Genomic DNA, 16,767 nt, shown 5'->3' on the forward strand with positions numbered 1-16,767 from the left:
CTAGCTCAGCTGTTGTGTATTACGTACTAAAGTGGGTATATATACACATGGGTACCACTAAATTAGAGGGATTAAGCATGGACGAAAAGACAGGCTCCGGCACGAAAGCGAAGGCCGGACTACTTTCTGATCGTGTGGCTGCACGCATTATGACGATGATTGCTGATGGCAATCTATCCCCGGGGGAACGTTTACCGGGTGAGCGTCAGTTAGCAGAAAAAATGGGCGTGAGCCGTGTTTCTGTGCGTGCTGCATTACAAAGCTTAAAAGCTCAAGGCTTCCTTGAAGCCGTTCAAGGTGGTGGAACGCGTATTTTGGCTGCAGCGGGTGATATGACCTCACCTTTGGGCGAGCTGGCTAAAGTGAAAGAACAAAACCTGCATGACTTGGCTGAAATCCGTGCGCTTTTAGAAGTATGGGCGGCACGTCGCGCCGCTGAGCGTGCCAGTGATGAGCAAATTTCAGAGCTGACAAACGCGCTGGAAAAACAAGAACAACAAAAAGGCAGTGCAGCGGCAAAAGCCAAAGCCTCACAAGAGTTTAACTTCCATTATATGGTGGGTAAAGCCTCTGGCAGTGCGGTTTATATGCATATTATGGATGTGATCCGCGATATTATTGATGAGAGTATCGAGTTCCACCAATATGACCTGTTTCAAGAGCCCGCTGAAGACGGCTTGGCCTTGGCCCAGCATAAGGATGTTCTTGAAGCTATTAAATCGCGCGACGGTTTGGCTGCCAAAGTTGCCATGCGTTCCCACCTAAGCTGGGTGCTTGATTCTTATGAGAATGAGCGCGAACGTTTAAATTCAGAGACCAAATCTGAAGGATTGCCCGGCGAATAAGGCCTTCTAAAGTTTGATGAAAAGGAGAGGTTGAGAGGCCTCTCTTTTTTTATACTTGTAAATTGTTGCAATGCAGCATATATTTCGCATATGCAGTATTGACCGTAGAGTCAGCTTAAAATAACTGCGAAAGAGACGAGATGGGAGTTTCGAAAATCTGACTGTCACCACAGGAGGAAAACATGACGAAACTTATGTTTACTGAAGACGAGCTGTCCCTGTTTCAGGCACGGTTTGAAGAAAATAAAAACTGGAAACAGTGGGTCCGCGTAACAAATTGCGACGGACTGGATATTCTCAGCCTTGATATTGAAGGCAGAGACAAGAAAACCGTGCGTATGACCAAAAAAGAAGGTCAGGGCTATCTCGCCAAATGTGTGGACGAGTGGGGCTTAGCTGTTGCTCATGATTTTGAAAGCCTGCTCAATACGGTTGATGAAGGCACAGACACTCATTAATCCGCGTCATTTTGGCGCAGGCCCAAATCCAAAGGCAGAATCCAAGATGGATGCTGGATCAGCTCCAGCATGACTGTGTTTTTTTTAAATGCAGCTACTCGCTATAGCGAACCACTTCGCCTTGCTTTTCACACTCAGGTGAGGCGAGCTCAACAAACATGTCTGTCAGAACTTCAGGCTCTTTCAATGTCTGTGGGTCTTCACCGGGATAGGCTTGAGAGCGCATGCGTGTGCGTGTGGCACCCGGGTCAATCAAGTTGGCTTTGATCTTGGTTTTACCCAGTTCCATCGCCCAAGTCTGAACCATATTTTCCAATGCAGCTTTAGAAACCGCATAAGCTGCCCAAAAAGCGCGTGGACCCTTTGTGGTGCCACTGGAAAGGAAAATAGCACGGCCTGCATCAGACAGCTTTAAAAGCGGTTCCATAGAACGGATCAAACGCCAGTTTGCAGTCACGTTGATGTCCATTACCTGGTTCCACATTTTGACCTTTAAATGGGCCATGGGGGTAATATCACCAAGGAAACCCGCGTTTCCAACCAGAATGTCAAGCTTGCCAAAACGGTCATAGAGGGCTTGGCCCATTTGATCGATCTTGTCAAAGTCGCGCAAATCCATAGGGACCAATGTGGCAGAACCACCAAGGGCCTGAATTTCATCATCGACTTCTTCAAGGCTGGCAACGGTCTTGGCGACCAAAATAACATGCGCGCCTTCTTGGGCATAACGCAGGGCAACTGCGCGACCAATACCGCGTGATGCGCCCGTGATCAGGGCGATTTTACCGTCCAGTGCTTTAGCCATGATTATTTACCTTTTTCAGCCAGAAGCGGCAGGGAAGGTTGCATCTCATCAGAAGCAAGGTCTTCTTCATCCTGCAGGCGCGTTGGATATTCACCTGTAAAGCAGGCATCACAGAATTGTGGGTCATCGTTGTTGCGCTTGGCTTCGCCAACGGCGCGATACATACCGTCAATGGAGATAAAGGCAAGACTGTCTGCGCCAATATGTTCAGCCATTTCTTCAATATTATATTGACCCGCCAGCAGTTTTTCACGTTTTGGCGTATCAATACCGTAGAAACAAGGCCAGGCTGTTGGCGGGCTGGAAATACGCATATGGACTTCCGCCGCACCTGCTTGGCGCATCATATCAACGATCTTTTTCGATGTGGTGCCGCGCACGATGGAATCATCAACCAAGATGATGCGCTTGCCTTTTACACTTGAGATATTGGCATTGTGCTTCATACGCACACCAAGGTGGCGAATTTCTTGTGTGGGCTCAATAAAGGTACGACCCACATAGTGGTTACGAATAATGCCGAGCTCAAAGGCGATATTGGCTTCTGCGGCATAACCGATGGAAGACGGCACACCAGAATCGGGCACTGGCACGACCATATCAGCCTCAACCCCATTTTCACGCGCAAGCTCTGCCCCAATGGCTTTGCGCACTTCATAAACACTGCGGTTTTCAATGATGGAGTCTGGACGGGCAAAATAGATATATTCAAAGACGCAGAAGCGACCTTTTTGTTCGCCAAATGGCTTGATGGAACGCACACCGTTACTATCAATAATGACGACCTCACCGGGTTCAACATCGCGCACAAAATCTGCACCGATAATATCAAAGGCGCAAGATTCGGAAGCTAGAATGTAGGTGTCATCCAGTCTACCCAAACAAAGCGGGCGCACACCGTTTGGATCGCGCACACCAATGAGGCTGTCTTTGGTCATGGCAACCAGTGAATAGGCCCCTTCGATCTGGCGAAGCGCATCAATGATGCGGTCTTCAACCGTGGCATAAAGGCTGACAGCCACCAGATGAACGATGACTTCCGTATCCATATCGGATTGGAAGATACAACCACGGCGCACGAGGGTGCGGCGCACGGCTTGGGTGTTGGTCAGATTGCCGTTATGAGCAATAGCCAGACCACCAAATTCAAATTCTGCAAAGAGTGGCTGCACATTGCGAAGGACCGTGCCGCCAGTTGTGGCATAGCGCACATGACCGATGGCAGAGTTGCCTTTGAGCTGACCGATTACATCAGTGGAAGAAAAGTTATCCCCCACAAGCCCCATGCCTTTATGGGAATGGAACTGCTGCCCATCATAAGAGAAAATACCGCAAGCTTCCTGCCCGCGGTGTTGTAGCGCATGCAGGCCAAGGGCGGCGTGTGCAGCAGCTTCTTTATGTCCAAAAATACCAAAGACGCCACACTCCTCGTGAAGTTTGTCGTCATCAAAGGGGTTGGTGGTCATCTGATTAATTTCGGTCATTTTTCTCAAAACTCATTGATGAGCCCGCTATTGGGCGTTGCGAATAAGACGGTCCAGTTGGTTTCGTTCCTGTCGGTCATATCCTTGTGGGTCTTTGGGCGGTGTTGTATCCGATTTCGCTTCCGGAGTCAGGATTTTTTCGAATGTTTTTTGCAGTTCAATGGCATTATTGGTTTTTGTACGCGCATCATCGGCTGTTTTTGTGACCTCATCAACCGCATCACTGGGTACCAAGCCTTTTAAGAAGGCGGTTCCCTGTTCAATCAACGGCATTGTTTTGGCATCACGCATCCAGACAGGCTGCTTAGAGGCAGGCAACATCCATTCAATGGCGGTATAGAGCAAGCAAACAATCACGACCCCGCGCAGTAGGCCAAACACAAAGCCAAGGCTGCGATCAAGCGGGTTAAGCGCGCTGCCTTGCACCTGTTCTGCTATCATTTTTGTGATAATGGTCAGCACAATCAAAGCGACGATAAAGCTACCTGCACCGGCAACGATATCGGCAATAAATTCTGTGCCAATAATATCGCGCGCATAAGGGCGCACATGGGGAAAGCCATAAAGGGCGGCAAAAGCAGCCCCCACCCATGAGCCAATAGACAGGACCTCATGGACAAACCCGCGAGATAGGGCCAACAGACCGGAAAGAAGCAGAATCACAAAAACAGCAATGTCGGTGATACTGATAGGCAGGTTTTCCATAGGTGCACTCGTTTTATAAAGGTATAGCTTTATTTATCCTTCATTGGGAAGAAAGACAACAGTTCTTGCACATGTCCGATTTCCCAAATTTCAAGGCCGCTGTCTTTCAGCCCTTTCTCTTTGTCTTTTTTACCGCGTTTTTGCCGCTCTGGGATAATCGCGCGGGTAAATCCGAGTTTTGCGGCTTCTTTCAGCCTCGATTCTGTCTGGCCCACAGCACGCACTTCACCTGAAAGACCGATCTCGCCAAAAATCACGGTTTCTTGGGGAACAGCCACCCCACTTAATGAGGAAGCAAGGGCAGCAGCCACAGCCAAATCAGCCGCAGGTTCATTGACCTTTAGGCCACCTGCGATATTAAGATGCACATCATTACCGCCCATACCAAGGCCGCAGCGGGTATCAAACACCGCCATAATCATGGCAAGGCGTGAACTGTCCCAACCGACAATCGCCCGCCTTGGAGTGGCAAGGGCAGAAGGTGATAGTAAAGCCTGAACTTCCACCAACATGGGGCGCGAGCCTTCAATACCTGCAAAAACGCAAGACCCCGTCACATCGCCTTTGCGATCAGAAAGAAAGAGCGCTGAGGGGTTTGGTACTTCTTGCAAACCGCCTTCGGTCATTTCAAAGACACCAATTTCGTCTGTCGCGCCAAAGCGGTTTTTCACCCCGCGCAAGATGCGAAACTGATGACCGCGATCACCTTCAAAATAAAGCACTGTATCGACCATATGTTCAAGCACACGCGGTCCGGCAATGGTGCCTTCTTTGGTCACATGGCCCACAATAAACAGCACATAGCCATTGCGCTTGGCATCCCGGATAAGCTCGTTTGCGCTGGAGCGCACTTGGGAAACCGTCCCCGGTGCGCTATCGATCGTATCAATATAAAGGGTCTGAATGGAATCGATCACCACCACGTCGGGCTTTTCATCTTCCAATGTGGTGAGGATATTGCGCACATTAGTGGCTGAAGCGAGCTTAACCTTGGCCTTTTCATGGCCTAAACGGCGCGCACGCAGGCGCACCTGATCAATGGCTTCCTCACCCGAGATATAAGCGCAGTCATGTTTGGCAGATAAAGTCGCCATGACTTGTAATAAAATGGTCGATTTCCCAATGCCCGGATCACCCCCGACCAAAATGACAGAGCCCGGCACCAACCCGCCGCCACACACACGGTCAAACTCACCAATACCTGTGACTTTGCGCGGTGGCGTTTTTTCTTCGCCTTCTAAGGCCACAAACTCAATCTTGCGCCCCTTGGCAACACCCATGCCTTTGGGGATAGCTTCGGGGGCGGCTTCTTCAGAAAGGGTATTCCACTCATTACAAGAGGTACATTGCCCCTGCCACTTATTATAAGAAGCACCGCAGGACTGACAGACGAATGTGGTTTTTGTTTTTGCCATTTGCTCTTTAAATATCGTCTCAGCTTCTGCAAGGACGACCCAGAAGGGAACTTACTTGCGTACAGCCATCTCAATAGGGCCTTCGGCGCGACCGTTGATGAATTGTTGGACATATTCGTTGTCGCATTCATCAATGGTGTCAGCGGGGCCCTGCCAGATGATTTTACCTTGATAGAGCATGGCGATGCGATCTGCGATTTTGCGCGCGCTTGCCATGTCGTGGGTGATGGAAAGGCCAGTTGAGCCGATCTCTTTGGTTACTTTTACGATCAGGTCGTTAATCACGTCTGCCATGATCGGGTCAAGCCCGGTGGTGGGCTCATCAAAAAAGATAATCTCGGGATCACCTGCAATGGCGCGGGCCAAACCGACACGTTTTTGCATGCCCCCTGAAAGCTCACTTGGGAACAGGTCAGCCACTTCGGCAGGCATGCCCACTTGGGCGAGTTTTTCAATGGCGAGTTCTTTGCCTTGATTGCGCGAAATTGTCTTATCGGCAATGGGGCCAAAGGCGACATTTTCCCACACAGGCAAGCTATCAAACAGGGCCGCACCCTGAAACAGCATGGAGAATTTATGGTTTACGCGTTCGCGATCACGCGCACCAAGGCCGACCACGCTTTCACCATCCACCTCAATTTCCCCGCTGTCGGGTTCCATCAGGCCAAGGGTACATTTAAGCGTTACGGATTTACCTGTGCCAGAGCCACCAATGATCACAACGGACTCACCGGGCATGACATCAAGATCGATACCATCGAGCACCACTTTGGGACCGAAGGCTTTATGGACATTTCTTAGTCGAATTTTCGGAACTGTTGTCATGGGGCTTACTTATCAAAAAACATCATGGTGAGGAGATAGTTGAAACACAGGATCAAGATGGAGGCAGAAACCACCGCATCTGTCGTGGCTTTACCCACACCCTGTGCGCCACCCTTGGAGGAATAGCCATGGTAACAGCCCATCAGCGTGATGATGAAACCAAACATAGCAGCTTTGACAAGGCCGGAGATCACATCCATATTTTCCATGAATTCCCATGTGCTTTGGATGTAGTTTGAGGCATTAAAACCAAGCTGGTAAACCGCAACCAGATAGCCGCCCAAGACCCCGATGATATCGCCAACCAAAACCAGTATGGGCAACATCAAGACCCCAGCAATAATGCGCGGGGCAATAAGGTATTTAAACGGGTTGGTCGAAAGGGTGGTTAAGGCATCGACCTGTTCGGTTACGCGCATGGTGCCAAGCTCTGCCGCCATGGAGGCACCGATCCGTCCGGTGACCATGAGCCCTGCAAGCACAGGCCCAAGCTCACGCGTGATGGAAAGCACCACCACATTGGCAATGGCACCTTCTGCAGAAAAGCGTGAAAAGCCCGTGTAACTTTGCAAGGCTAAGACCATCCCGGCAAAGATTGTGGTCAAGCCCACAACAGGCAGGGAGAAATAGCCGATTTCAATCATCTGGCGCAAAATTGCGCGGGGATAAAAAGGTGGGCGCACACAATGAGACAGGGCGGTAAAGGTGAAAAGCACCAAACGCCCGACCGATTTAAAAAACTTCAGGACATAATGCCCGATGGGTTGAAGTATGTTCATTCTTTTTTGTCGCCTCTATCCCTTATACACACGCTGATAGCGTCCGCCCAAGCTGGTTAAAATCTCATAACCGATCGTGCCTGCTTTTTCAGCCAACAGGTCCGGCGGGTTATGAGGCCCGATCACGTCTACCCATTGGCCTTCAGCCACATCAAGCCCGCTCACATCAATGGAGATTACATCCATGGAGACACGCCCGACAACAGGGACTTTAACATCATTGATGTAGAGCTCCCCTTGTGAGCTGAGGCTGCGCAGATAACCATCTGCATAACCTAAAGCAATCGTTGCAAGTTTTTGTCCTGCTTGTAATTTCTGTGTCGCACCATATCCAACGCTTTGTTGGGTGTCAATGTCATGAACCTGTGCGATTTTACCTTGCAGGCGCACCGGGTTGCCCATGGGGTTTGTTTTATGCGGTGTCGGGTTGATGCCATAAAGCGCACATCCCGGTCGCCCCAGATCAAACTGGGCATGCTCGCTTAAGAAAATACCCGAGGAATTGGCAAGGCTGGCGCGCTTATGGGCAATGTGCTGTGTAGCGTGGTTAAAAGCCTCAATTTGATGTTGGTTTAAGGCATGGTCTTTATCATCAGCACAGGCAAAATGCGACATGAGGATATCGGCCTTGAGGCCTTGGGGCAGATGTTGAAGATCACGTGGGGGCAGCCCAAGGCGGGTCATGCCCGTATCGATTTGAATATCAAAACGACCACGGCTATCCCATCTTTTAATCTGCTCTAAGCTATTAAGAACAGGGATGAGGTTGTGGTCTTGCAAGACTTCCTCAGTCCCCGGCAAGGCACCCACGAGGATATGGATATCAGCCTCAGGCAAATAGTTGCGAAGTTCAATACCCTCATTAGGCAGGGCAACAAAAAAACTGCGCGCACCTGCTTGCCATAAGGCTTTTGAAACAGGTTCCAGCCCAAGGCCATAGGCATCGGCCTTAACGACTGCGGCGCAATCTTTGCCGCCAAGCTCATGGCGCAAGCGGGCGTAGTTGGATTTTATGATGTTGAGATCAATGGTGAGAAGACCACCGGACGTTTCAAACATGACGGCGTCCCTTAATAATCCGGTACATGTTCCTCATCCAGATCACCAAATTGCGTGAATTCCCCTTTAAAGAAGAGCGGGATATTGGCAAGTGGGCCGTGACGTTGCTTGGCAATGATCACTTCTGAGCGGTTTTCCATCTCGCTGTGGCGTTGTTCCCAATGCTGGTGACGCTCGGCATATTTATCGGGGCCTTCATTGTCGCGTTGATGGGGCTCATCACGATCAAGGTAATAAAATTCACGATAGATAAACATCACCACGTCGGCATCTTGCTCAATCGATCCTGATTCACGAAGATCAGACAGTTGCGGGCGTTTATCTTCACGTTGCTCTACCGCACGGGAAAGCTGGGATAGCGCAATAACAGGCACTTCCAGTTCTTTTGCCAGCATTTTAAGGCCACGGGTGATCTCTGAAATCTCGTTCACACGGTTGTTTTTAGTCTCAGGACTCCCTGAAACAAGCTGGAGATAATCAACGATGATGAGGTCCAAGCCATATTGGCGTTTTAAGCGCCGCGCGCGCGTGCGAAGGGAGCTCACCGTTAAGCCCGGTGTATCATCAATATGAAGCGGGGTGTCCATTAAGGTTTGGGCACCTGCGACCGTGCGTTCAAACTCTTCATTAGACATTTCACCTTTACGCATGGCGCTGGAATTCACCGCGCAAGCCTGTGAAAGAATACGCCCCGCAAGCTGTTCTGCTGACATCTCAAGGGAGAAGAAACCAACAACGCCGCCTTCTTTGCCGCCACTGATCTTATGGGCATAGGCCGCATTATAGGCAATACAGGTGACAAGCGCGGTTTTCCCCATGGAGGGACGACCTGCCAAGATGAGAAGGTCAGAACGGTGCAAACCACCCAAGGCTTTATCAAGATCACGCAGGCCCGAGGTGACACCCGCTAAACCGCCGCCGCGCTGGTGGGCGAGCTGGGCTTGCTGGATGGCTTCATAAAGCGATTCGTGGAACGTTTTAAACCCGCCTTCAACCTCCCCCATGGAGGCAAGGTTAAAGAGCGATTGTTCTGCAGACTGGATTTGATCAAGGGCGGTGGCATCAATTTCACCACTATGGGCCTTATTGACCATTTCCGTACCCAGATGGATCAGTTCGCGCTTAATATAGAGATCATAAACAATGCGTCCATATTCAGCAGCGTTAATGATGGTCACCGCAGAAGCGGCCAGTTCCACCAGATATTCATTGCCGCCAATTTCAGAAAGCTGCTGGTCGCGCTCAAAGAAATTGGACAGGGTGATAGGATCGGCAATTTGCCCACGTTCCATCAAGGCAATGCAAGCCCCAAAAACTTTGGTATGGATGGGGTCTGCAAAATGTTCAGCGCGCAGGAATTCTGAGATTTTATCGTAAGCCTTGTTGTTCGCCATAAGCGCGCCAAGCAGGGCTTTTTCCGCCTCAAAGTTACAAGGCGGCGTGCGAAAACCTTCAATCTCTAACGCGCTTGAGGATTTCTTGGGCAACCATTCTGTTTGAGAAACAGGCGGTAAGGCTTCGGCCTCGGCAATTTGAATGTCTTGATCCACAACGGGCTCACCTGCAGGCTCAGGCATGCTTTCAGCCACAGGGGCCGCCTCCATCCCCATATCATCCGGTCCAGAACCGTAATCATCAGGGTTGGCAAGCGGCGGCTCATCATCGCCACCAAAAGGGATATCGTCATCAGAAGTTACCATGAAGGTGTTATAGCATGATTGATTGGGGAAGGAATATTTTTGTCTCAGAAGTTTTCATAAAAAGCTGCTTTTGCATGAAGGTCGTAATGGGCCGATTTATCATCTAATTCAGCAAGCTTTTGAATTTATCCTGTGTTTGGTTGTGCCAATCGTGCATTTTGGCTGATTTCTGTATGCTGAGTATTGCATTAAGAACGTATCTTTGCGGGTGATCATGGTCGGGTGCAACAAGCGGTATCTTTGGAATGGAGGCTAAAAGCTCTTTTAGCAATGGGGTAAGATATTCATCTTTGTCTAATTTGCGCCAATAATGGGCAAGTAAGATCAAAACCTTAGCTCTTTCATAAGCATTTGCATCGGCTTGTTTTAAAGTTTGATAAATGCGCATGTTGTTGAGTTCCATACCATCATCATCGCCCAAGTGGCCTTGTTTGTTGAGGACCCATGATAAAGCAGCTGCCCCGTTTATTAAGACATCACGATTGTCATGTTTTTTCATATGCATATGAAGACTATAGGATAAGTCACGAAGTTGAGTGATTTTTTTTGTGTCTGAATTGTCTTTAAGAGACTCAAAACAATTATGGGCCCAAGTTGAATAGTACAGAGTGTTTTGATCTGAAATAGCAGGAGGAGGGCATTCATTTGCTGTTGCTTGGGATTGGCCCAAGGTTAAAGAAGCTAGTAAAATAAGGGTATATAGGACTTTATAGCCTTTCATTTGGATTGATTTTTTACTCATCAGATATTTCCTTATTTAAACTCAGCTTATTATAGGAGGCTATGAAAAGGTGAGAGAGTTTTTCTTGCCATTTAGTTTAAAACACAAAAAAGGCGTATCCCGTAAAATCGGGGATACGCCTTTTTTAAAGCTTTTGAAAAAGCAGCAGTCTTATTCAGACGCTTCTTCTTCAGCCGGTGTTTCTTCAGCAGCTTCTTCTTCAGTCGCTACTTCTTCAACAACTTCTTCTTCAGCTTCTTCTTCTTCAGAAGCAACCATCGCAGAACCGGTTTCGGCCTGAATTTGTGCTTCTTCATCAGTACGGGCAATGTTTGCAACAATTGTTACAGACACTTCCGGGTGAAGCTTAACGGTCACGTCGTGAAGACCAATGTTCTTCAAGGCGCGATCGAGAATGATTTGTTGACGAGACACAGTGAAACCAGCTTCAGTAACTGCAGTCGCGATATCGCGAGTAGATACAGAACCGTAAAGCTGACCCATGTCGCCGGCTTGGCGGATAACAGCAACTTTAAGACCGTCGATTTTAGCAGAAACTGCTTCTGCTTCGTCTTTGGCTTTTAAGTTAGCGGCTTCCAATTGTGCTTTTTGCGCATCAAAGAACTTCACGTTCTCTTCAGAGGCACGCATCGCTTTTTTCTGCGGGAGCAGGAAGTTACGAGCATAACCAGGCTTAACAGTGACGAGGTCACCCATTTGGCCTAATCGTTCTACGCGTTCAAGCAGGATAACTTGCATTAGTCGTTCTCCTGAATTGCGGCATGCGAGGGAATTCTATTTCGCAAACCGATCCATTGTTCAATCAATCCCAATCCAATGACTGGCAGGGCCACCCATATGGACAAGAGCAACAGCAAATAAAAGGCAGCCAATAAGGCCCCGGCAAAACGTGTCAATCGCACCAGCTTATGAACCACAGTCAGGCCCAAAGCGAGAAACGGTAAAGCCATCACAACGGTGAGGTTTCTGGCGACATATTCAAAATCGCCGTCTGACAACACAGTGAGGGCCGCACAAATAATAAATGCCCAAGACGCAAAGTCTGGCAGGCTCAGGTCCCCATAGGTAGGCTTGGGGCGAAGTGCTTTTCCCGATTTGGTTAAAACACCCTGTGCCAAAATGGCATTTATGCAGGTCATCAACATCCACGAAACAAGAACCATCGCCGGGAAGAAATGCGCCATTTGATCGACGAACCCTTCTTTCTGCTTCACCGGAAGTGAAGCGGCAACCGTATCCATGACCGCAGACAAAAAGTCTCTGACCATCTGTACGAGACTGTCTGAAGGCGTAACCAAAAAGGCCAATGCCAGAACAAACAGCGCGCTACCGTAACCTGCGAAAGTCACTAAAATATTTCCAATTGGAAACCATTCTTCGCGACCATCGATGGTGCGGGACGTGAGTGCCAACCTGATTGCCAACCAACAGGGAAAAGTATTCATCACTGCAAAGATCGAACCTGATAAAGGTCCGCCAAGCAAAATGGCAAATACGATGCCTGAAAGGGCGGCAATGGCAGCTGGTTTAGCTCCGTTTCCCAATCCCACTAACAAAAGTGGGAAAGGCGCGAGATATGCAAGAATAAGGGCCAGTCCAGATCCAGTCACCAGCGATAAAGCCAGTATGGAACTTAAAGCTCCGGCACCTATGGCAAAGAGGACGACCTTCATATTTAAAGGTAATTTTTCATCTTCACCTAATTGCATGTCCAATGCGCTCCTTTTATCGTGAGGCTAAGCCCCACAAAACCAAGTCGTTAAACTTAGTTGCTGCTGACGTACGGCATCAGACCCAAGAAACGGGCACGTTTGATGGCACGAGACAGCTCACGTTGTTTCTTTGCAGAAACGGCCGTGATACGGCTCGGGACGATTTTCCCGCGTTCAGATGTGTAGCGTGAAAGCAGCTTTACATCTTTATAGTCGATTTTCGGTGCATTCTCGCCTGTGAATGGGCAAGATTTGCGACGACGAAAGAAAGGACGACGACCAGCCATTAGGAATCTCCCCCTTTTTTGTTGTCACGTTGTGGACGATCACCACGATCACCACCACGACGAGGACGATCATCACGATCGCGACCTTTTTGCATCATGATAGATTGTTCTTCATCGAGTTCATCAACACGAACAACGAGGTGACGCAGTACGTCTTCGTTCAGACGCAGCTGACGGCTGAGCTCGTCAATCGCAGGACTTGGAGCATCGATGTTGAAAAGTACATAGTGGCCTTTGCGGTTTTTCTTCATGCGGTAAGCAATGTTACGCAGACCCCAATATTCTCGCTTCGTGACCTTACCACCGTTCTCTTCAATAAGAGCGGCGAAAGTGTCTTGCAAACCCTCAACTTGGGCAGCTGAAGCGTCTTGACGCGCAATAAATACGCCTTCGTAAAACGCCATAGATATAACTCCCTATGGATTGTCTCAGTCTGTGGAAACGCCGGAATGACGTTGCCTTGCAGACATAGCCAGAGCCCGACGGCCCTAGCAAGGAGGCAGTTTGAAAGGCGGGAATATACAGAAAAAACGACTCAATGCAAGGGGTTTTAGCTCTTTACCCTGTCATTCTGGCATAGGCCAGAATCTACTCATCATGTATAGTGACCTTATTATTTGATGCTGGTCTTGCATGCGCATGACGGCTTTATAAGTGGCAAGGTTTAAAGTGCTTCATATCACGAAACTCGATATCAAAGGAATATCAGCACAGAATCTCTCTGTGTCGCCGGGGCAGTGTATTTCTGTGAGTGGCGCCTCCGGTATGGGGAAATCCCTTTTCTTAAAAGGCATTGCCGATCTTGTGATTAATCGCGCTGACATGTCTTTAGATGGGGAGGCACGTATTGATTATAGCGCGCCTGATTGGCGAAGGCGGGTCACTTACGTGGGGGCAAAACCCACATGGTGGTATGATAAAGTAGTCGAGCATTTTGAAGATAAAGACTGGTTGGCAGAAGTTTTGCCCCTTGTTGATCTTCCTTTAAAAGTCATGGGCTGGAATGTCTCGCGCCTGTCCAGTGGCGAATCCCAACGTCTTGCCTTATTGCGCGCCCTTGAAGGCACTGATGGGCAAGAACAACGCTATTTCCTGTTAGATGAACCAACCTCTGCCCTTGATGGTGGGCGTCAAGCCATGGTTGAGGATTTGTTGATGCGTTATTTAAAAGCAGAACATATCGCCATCTTGTTTGTTAGCCATGATGATCGCCAAGTGGATCGTTTTGCGCAAAAACGCTGGGAGATTTTTAACCGTCAGGTGCGCGAGGTGCCCGCATGATCTCAATTGGCTATGAAGAACTGGCTTTGGGCAGTGTGCTCCTTTTAATGCATGGGGCAATCTCGCTGGTGTATCGCACAGGCGTTGCAGTCTCACTCCTTATTGCTTCCGTGCGAATGGTCGTGCAGTTGGGCTTGATGGCCTATGTGCTTGGCTTTCTCTTTGCCAGTGAGATGCCGTTATGGACAATGCTGGCGGTGATTGTGATGATTGGCTTTGCAGGTTATGAGATTATGGCCCGCCAAAAACGTCCTATTGGGGGTGGCTGGGGCTATGGCATTGGCATAAGCAGTGTCTTTATGTCAGCGACTCTTGTGACAGTCTTTGCCTTGTTTGTGCAAATTAAGCCCGATCCTTGGTATGAGGCGCGCTACGCAGTGCCCTTACTTGGGATGGTTTTGGGCAATACCATGACCGGGATCAGCATTGGTCTTGCGACCCTGACTTCAAACCTAAAACAGGAAAGTGATGCCATTGAAGCACGCTTGGCCTTGGGCCATACCAAGTGGCAGGCCTGTGAAACGGTGGTGCGCCAATCCCTTCACACGGGCATGATCGGCATTGTTAATTCCATGTCAGCAGCAGGGCTTGTGTTTATACCGGGGATGATGACAGGCCAGTTGATGGCAGGTGCGGACCCGATTGAGGCGGCAAAATATCAGGCCTTGGTGATGTTTTTAATTGCGGGCGGCACTGCAATTGGCACCACAATGGCGATTTTTTTAGGGGTCTATCGCCTAACAGATGAGCGCCATCGCCTCAGACTTGATCGGCTTTACGTGAAAATGTGATTGATCATCTGCCAGCAAGTCTTTATTCCTTTTGCTCAGATATTTAATTGTAAGGATGATGCCAAGATGTCTCGTGCATTTGTATTCCCCGGTCAGGGTTCTCAAGCCGTTGGTATGGGAAAAGACCTCGCAGACGCTTTTACTGTTGCGCGCGAAGTATTTGAAGAAGTTGATGAGGCCCTGTCTCAAAAGCTCTCCACAATCATGTTTGAAGGGCCAGATGATCAACTGGTTCTCACTGAAAATGCACAGCCTGCCTTGATGGCTGTCTCCATCGCGGTTGCACGTGTTTTAGAAACAGAAGGCAACATCAAGCTGGCAGACCATTGCGATATGGTGGCGGGTCACTCTTTGGGTGAATATTCCGCTCTCGCAGCTATGGGTGCTTTTTCTGTTGCAGATACAGCGCGTCTTTTAAAGATACGTGGTAAAGCCATGCAAGCAGCTGTGCCTGTTGGTGAAGGTGCCATGGCGGCTTGCCTTGGTCTTTCCCTAGAAGATGCCCAAGCTGTTGCGGCTGAAGCAGCCCAAGGTGATGAAGTTTGTACGGCTGCAAATGATAATGCACCGGGCCAAGTGGTTCTGTCTGGTTCAAAAGCAGCGATTGAACGCGCCATTGGCTTGGCAAAAGAAAAAGGCGCAAAACGTTCTGTTTTACTGCCTGTCTCTGCCCCATTCCATTGTGCTTTGATGCAGCCTGCAGCCGATGCTATGGCTGAAGCCCTTGCAGGTGTAAGCATTAACGCCCCGGCTGTGCCTGTTGTTGCAAATGTGGCTGCTGAAAAAATTACAGACCCTGAAGAAATCCGCAAATTGTTGGTGGAACAAGTCTGTGGTTCTGTTCGTTGGCGCGAAGGTGTGCTCTATATGAAAGAGCAAGGCGTTGAGCAGTTGGTTGAAGTCGGTACGGGTAAAGTACTTTCTGGTCTGGCGCGTCGCATTGATCGTTCACTCACAGGTGTGGCTGTGAATGGTCCGGCTGATATTGAGAGCTTCTTGGGCTCACTCTAAGTAAAGGGTAGGGAATTTAATATGTTTGATTTAACAGGTAAATGTGCGCTGGTAACCGGTGCTTCTGGTGGTATTGGTGCTGAGATTGCCAAGGCCCTTCACGCCCAAGGCGCAACTGTGGGCCTAACAGGTACACGTGTTGAAGCACTTGAAAAAGTTGCCGCAGAAATTGGTGAAGAGCGTGTGCATATCCTGCCTTGTAACCTTTCTGATGATGAAGCTTTGGCAGCGCTACCCAAACAAGCAAGCGATGCCATGGGCTCCCTTGATATTTTGGTGAATAATGCAGGTCTTACCCGTGATAACCTTGCCATGCGTCTTAAAGAAGACGATTGGGATGCGGTTTTAAATGTCAATCTGACAGCAGCTTTTAAACTGTCTAAAGCGGTTTTGCGCGGCATGATGAAAAAACGTTGGGGCCGTATTATCGGCATCACCTCTATTGTGGGTGTGACAGGTAACCCCGGTCAAACCAACTATGCAGCCTCAAAAGCAGGTATGATTGGCTATTCCAAATCATTGGCTTATGAAGTGGGCTCGCGCGGAATTACAGTAAACTGTCTGGCACCGGGCTATATTGCCACAGCCATGACAGAAGAGCTGTCTGATGATGTGAAAGATGGTATGTTGACCAAAATTCCGGCAGGCCGTATGGGCGACCCAGCTGAGATTGCAGCGGGTGTTGTTTATTTGGCATCTGATGAAGCGCAATATGTGACAGGTCAGACCCTGCACATCAATGGTGGCATGGCAATGATCTAAGCCTTCAATTAAAGGCTTTCACCTTGTGAAAAATTGTGCTACCAAACCTCAATTCGAACTTCAGATGAAGTTTGTAAGAGAATTTTAAAGAGTGGGGAAAGCGCGC

General features: G+C 49.0%; 19 protein-coding genes. 6 read left to right on the forward strand and 13 right to left on the reverse strand.

All coding sequences use genetic code 11. The features are described 5' to 3' along the window. Positions 1-77: 77 nt before the first annotated feature. Positions 78-845: a FadR/GntR family transcriptional regulator gene (locus MTBPR1_RS13580; protein WP_069189564.1), complete on the forward strand. Its 768-nt coding sequence runs from the start codon at positions 78-80 to the stop codon at positions 843-845. A gap of 182 nt (positions 846-1,027) precedes the next feature. Further along, complete coding sequence (locus tag MTBPR1_RS13585; protein ID WP_069189565.1) at positions 1,028-1,303, forward strand: hypothetical protein; 276 nt, start codon at positions 1,028-1,030, stop codon at positions 1,301-1,303. Positions 1,304-1,397: 94 nt separating this feature from the next. Here the strand turns inward: MTBPR1_RS13585 and MTBPR1_RS13590 are convergent, their stop codons facing one another. The 13 genes from MTBPR1_RS13590 to rpsF form a co-directional block, all read right to left on the reverse strand. Further along, complete coding sequence (locus MTBPR1_RS13590; RefSeq protein WP_069189566.1) at positions 1,398-2,108, reverse strand: SDR family NAD(P)-dependent oxidoreductase; 711 nt, start codon at positions 2,106-2,108, stop codon at positions 1,398-1,400. Positions 2,109-2,110: 2 nt separating this feature from the next. Further along, complete coding sequence (gene purF, locus MTBPR1_RS13595) at positions 2,111-3,592, reverse strand: amidophosphoribosyltransferase (protein ID WP_069189567.1); 1,482 nt, start codon at positions 3,590-3,592, stop codon at positions 2,111-2,113. 27 nt (positions 3,593-3,619) lie between these two features. Beyond that, entirely contained in the window at positions 3,620-4,297 is a 678-nt protein-coding gene (locus MTBPR1_RS13600) for a CvpA family protein (protein WP_069189568.1), read from the reverse strand. Positions 4,298-4,326: 29 nt separating this feature from the next. Further along, positions 4,327-5,712, reverse strand: coding sequence for a DNA repair protein RadA (gene radA / locus MTBPR1_RS13605; RefSeq protein ID WP_069189569.1), 1,386 nt, complete (start codon positions 5,710-5,712; stop codon positions 4,327-4,329). A gap of 51 nt (positions 5,713-5,763) precedes the next feature. After that, a complete protein-coding gene (locus MTBPR1_RS13610; RefSeq protein WP_069189570.1) occupies positions 5,764-6,537 on the reverse strand; it encodes an ABC transporter ATP-binding protein in 774 nt (257 codons plus the stop codon). 5 nt (positions 6,538-6,542) lie between these two features. Next, on the reverse strand, positions 6,543-7,316 hold the full coding sequence (locus tag MTBPR1_RS13615; RefSeq protein ID WP_069189571.1) for an MlaE family ABC transporter permease: 774 nt from the start codon (positions 7,314-7,316) through the stop codon (positions 6,543-6,545). Positions 7,317-7,331: 15 nt separating this feature from the next. Beyond that, positions 7,332-8,375: an alanine racemase gene (gene alr, locus MTBPR1_RS13620; protein WP_069189572.1), complete on the reverse strand. Its 1,044-nt coding sequence runs from the start codon at positions 8,373-8,375 to the stop codon at positions 7,332-7,334. 11 nt (positions 8,376-8,386) lie between these two features. Continuing rightward, positions 8,387-10,075, reverse strand: a complete 1,689-nt coding sequence (locus MTBPR1_RS13625) for a replicative DNA helicase (RefSeq protein WP_240492915.1) — start codon at positions 10,073-10,075, stop codon at positions 8,387-8,389. 103 nt (positions 10,076-10,178) lie between these two features. After that, entirely contained in the window at positions 10,179-10,817 is a 639-nt protein-coding gene (locus MTBPR1_RS13630; protein ID WP_069189573.1) for a hypothetical protein, read from the reverse strand. 150 nt (positions 10,818-10,967) lie between these two features. Beyond that, a complete protein-coding gene (gene rplI, locus MTBPR1_RS13635; protein WP_069189574.1) occupies positions 10,968-11,555 on the reverse strand; it encodes a 50S ribosomal protein L9 in 588 nt (195 codons plus the stop codon). After that, positions 11,555-12,526 (reverse strand): DUF2232 domain-containing protein, encoded by a 972-nt coding sequence (locus MTBPR1_RS13640; RefSeq protein WP_069189575.1) that lies wholly within the window; start codon positions 12,524-12,526, stop codon positions 11,555-11,557. The genes rplI and MTBPR1_RS13640 overlap by 1 nt, the downstream gene beginning before the upstream one ends. Positions 12,527-12,582: 56 nt before the next feature. Continuing rightward, positions 12,583-12,816, reverse strand: coding sequence for a 30S ribosomal protein S18 (gene rpsR / locus MTBPR1_RS13645; protein WP_069189576.1), 234 nt, complete (start codon positions 12,814-12,816; stop codon positions 12,583-12,585). Beyond that, positions 12,816-13,220, reverse strand: coding sequence for a 30S ribosomal protein S6 (gene rpsF, locus MTBPR1_RS13650; protein WP_069189577.1), 405 nt, complete (start codon positions 13,218-13,220; stop codon positions 12,816-12,818). The genes rpsR and rpsF overlap by 1 nt, the downstream gene beginning before the upstream one ends. A 319-nt stretch (positions 13,221-13,539) precedes the next feature. Between rpsF and MTBPR1_RS13655 the strand changes: the two genes are divergently transcribed. The 4 genes from MTBPR1_RS13655 to fabG all read left to right on the forward strand — a co-directional run bounded on the left by MTBPR1_RS13655 (position 13,540) and on the right by fabG (position 16,661). After that, positions 13,540-14,097 (forward strand): ABC transporter ATP-binding protein, encoded by a 558-nt coding sequence (locus tag MTBPR1_RS13655; RefSeq protein ID WP_276204550.1) that lies wholly within the window; start codon positions 13,540-13,542, stop codon positions 14,095-14,097. Continuing rightward, positions 14,094-14,888, forward strand: a complete 795-nt coding sequence (locus MTBPR1_RS13660; RefSeq protein ID WP_069189579.1) for an ABC transporter permease — start codon at positions 14,094-14,096, stop codon at positions 14,886-14,888. The genes MTBPR1_RS13655 and MTBPR1_RS13660 overlap by 4 nt, the downstream gene beginning before the upstream one ends. Before the next feature lie 66 nt (positions 14,889-14,954). After that, positions 14,955-15,899 (forward strand): ACP S-malonyltransferase, encoded by a 945-nt coding sequence (gene fabD, locus MTBPR1_RS13665; protein WP_069189580.1) that lies wholly within the window; start codon positions 14,955-14,957, stop codon positions 15,897-15,899. A 21-nt stretch (positions 15,900-15,920) separates the two neighbouring features. Further along, a complete protein-coding gene (fabG, locus tag MTBPR1_RS13670) occupies positions 15,921-16,661 on the forward strand; it encodes a 3-oxoacyl-[acyl-carrier-protein] reductase (RefSeq protein ID WP_069189581.1) in 741 nt (246 codons plus the stop codon). Positions 16,662-16,767 lie beyond the last annotated feature (106 nt).

Source organism: Candidatus Terasakiella magnetica, assembly GCF_900093605.1.
GTDB classification, from domain to species: Bacteria; Pseudomonadota; Alphaproteobacteria; order Rhodospirillales; family Terasakiellaceae; genus Terasakiella; species Terasakiella magnetica.

What these genes read in the sequence shown, in the direction of transcription:
- MTBPR1_RS13580 (WP_069189564.1), top strand. Translation starts at nt 78, where the DNA reads ATGGACGAAAAGACAGGCTCCGGCACGAAAGCGAAGGCCGGACTACTT.
- MTBPR1_RS13585 (WP_069189565.1), top strand. Translation starts at nt 1,028, where the DNA reads ATGACGAAACTTATGTTTACTGAAGACGAGCTGTCCCTGTTTCAGGCA.
- MTBPR1_RS13590 (WP_069189566.1), bottom strand. Translation starts at nt 2,108, where the DNA reads ATGGCTAAAGCACTGGACGGTAAAATCGCCCTGATCACGGGCGCATCA.
- purF (WP_069189567.1), bottom strand. Translation starts at nt 3,592, where the DNA reads ATGACCGAAATTAATCAGATGACCACCAACCCCTTTGATGACGACAAA.
- MTBPR1_RS13600 (WP_069189568.1), bottom strand. Translation starts at nt 4,297, where the DNA reads ATGGAAAACCTGCCTATCAGTATCACCGACATTGCTGTTTTTGTGATT.
- radA (WP_069189569.1), bottom strand. Translation starts at nt 5,712, where the DNA reads ATGGCAAAAACAAAAACCACATTCGTCTGTCAGTCCTGCGGTGCTTCT.
- MTBPR1_RS13610 (WP_069189570.1), bottom strand. Translation starts at nt 6,537, where the DNA reads ATGACAACAGTTCCGAAAATTCGACTAAGAAATGTCCATAAAGCCTTC.
- MTBPR1_RS13615 (WP_069189571.1), bottom strand. Translation starts at nt 7,316, where the DNA reads ATGAACATACTTCAACCCATCGGGCATTATGTCCTGAAGTTTTTTAAA.
- alr (WP_069189572.1), bottom strand. Translation starts at nt 8,375, where the DNA reads ATGTTTGAAACGTCCGGTGGTCTTCTCACCATTGATCTCAACATCATA.
- MTBPR1_RS13625 (WP_240492915.1), bottom strand. Translation starts at nt 10,075, where the DNA reads ATGGTAACTTCTGATGACGATATCCCTTTTGGTGGCGATGATGAGCCG.
- MTBPR1_RS13630 (WP_069189573.1), bottom strand. Translation starts at nt 10,817, where the DNA reads ATGAGTAAAAAATCAATCCAAATGAAAGGCTATAAAGTCCTATATACC.
- rplI (WP_069189574.1), bottom strand. Translation starts at nt 11,555, where the DNA reads ATGCAAGTTATCCTGCTTGAACGCGTAGAACGATTAGGCCAAATGGGT.
- MTBPR1_RS13640 (WP_069189575.1), bottom strand. Translation starts at nt 12,526, where the DNA reads ATGCAATTAGGTGAAGATGAAAAATTACCTTTAAATATGAAGGTCGTC.
- rpsR (WP_069189576.1), bottom strand. Translation starts at nt 12,816, where the DNA reads ATGGCTGGTCGTCGTCCTTTCTTTCGTCGTCGCAAATCTTGCCCATTC.
- rpsF (WP_069189577.1), bottom strand. Translation starts at nt 13,220, where the DNA reads ATGGCGTTTTACGAAGGCGTATTTATTGCGCGTCAAGACGCTTCAGCT.
- MTBPR1_RS13660 (WP_069189579.1), top strand. Translation starts at nt 14,094, where the DNA reads ATGATCTCAATTGGCTATGAAGAACTGGCTTTGGGCAGTGTGCTCCTT.
- fabD (WP_069189580.1), top strand. Translation starts at nt 14,955, where the DNA reads ATGTCTCGTGCATTTGTATTCCCCGGTCAGGGTTCTCAAGCCGTTGGT.
- fabG (WP_069189581.1), top strand. Translation starts at nt 15,921, where the DNA reads ATGTTTGATTTAACAGGTAAATGTGCGCTGGTAACCGGTGCTTCTGGT.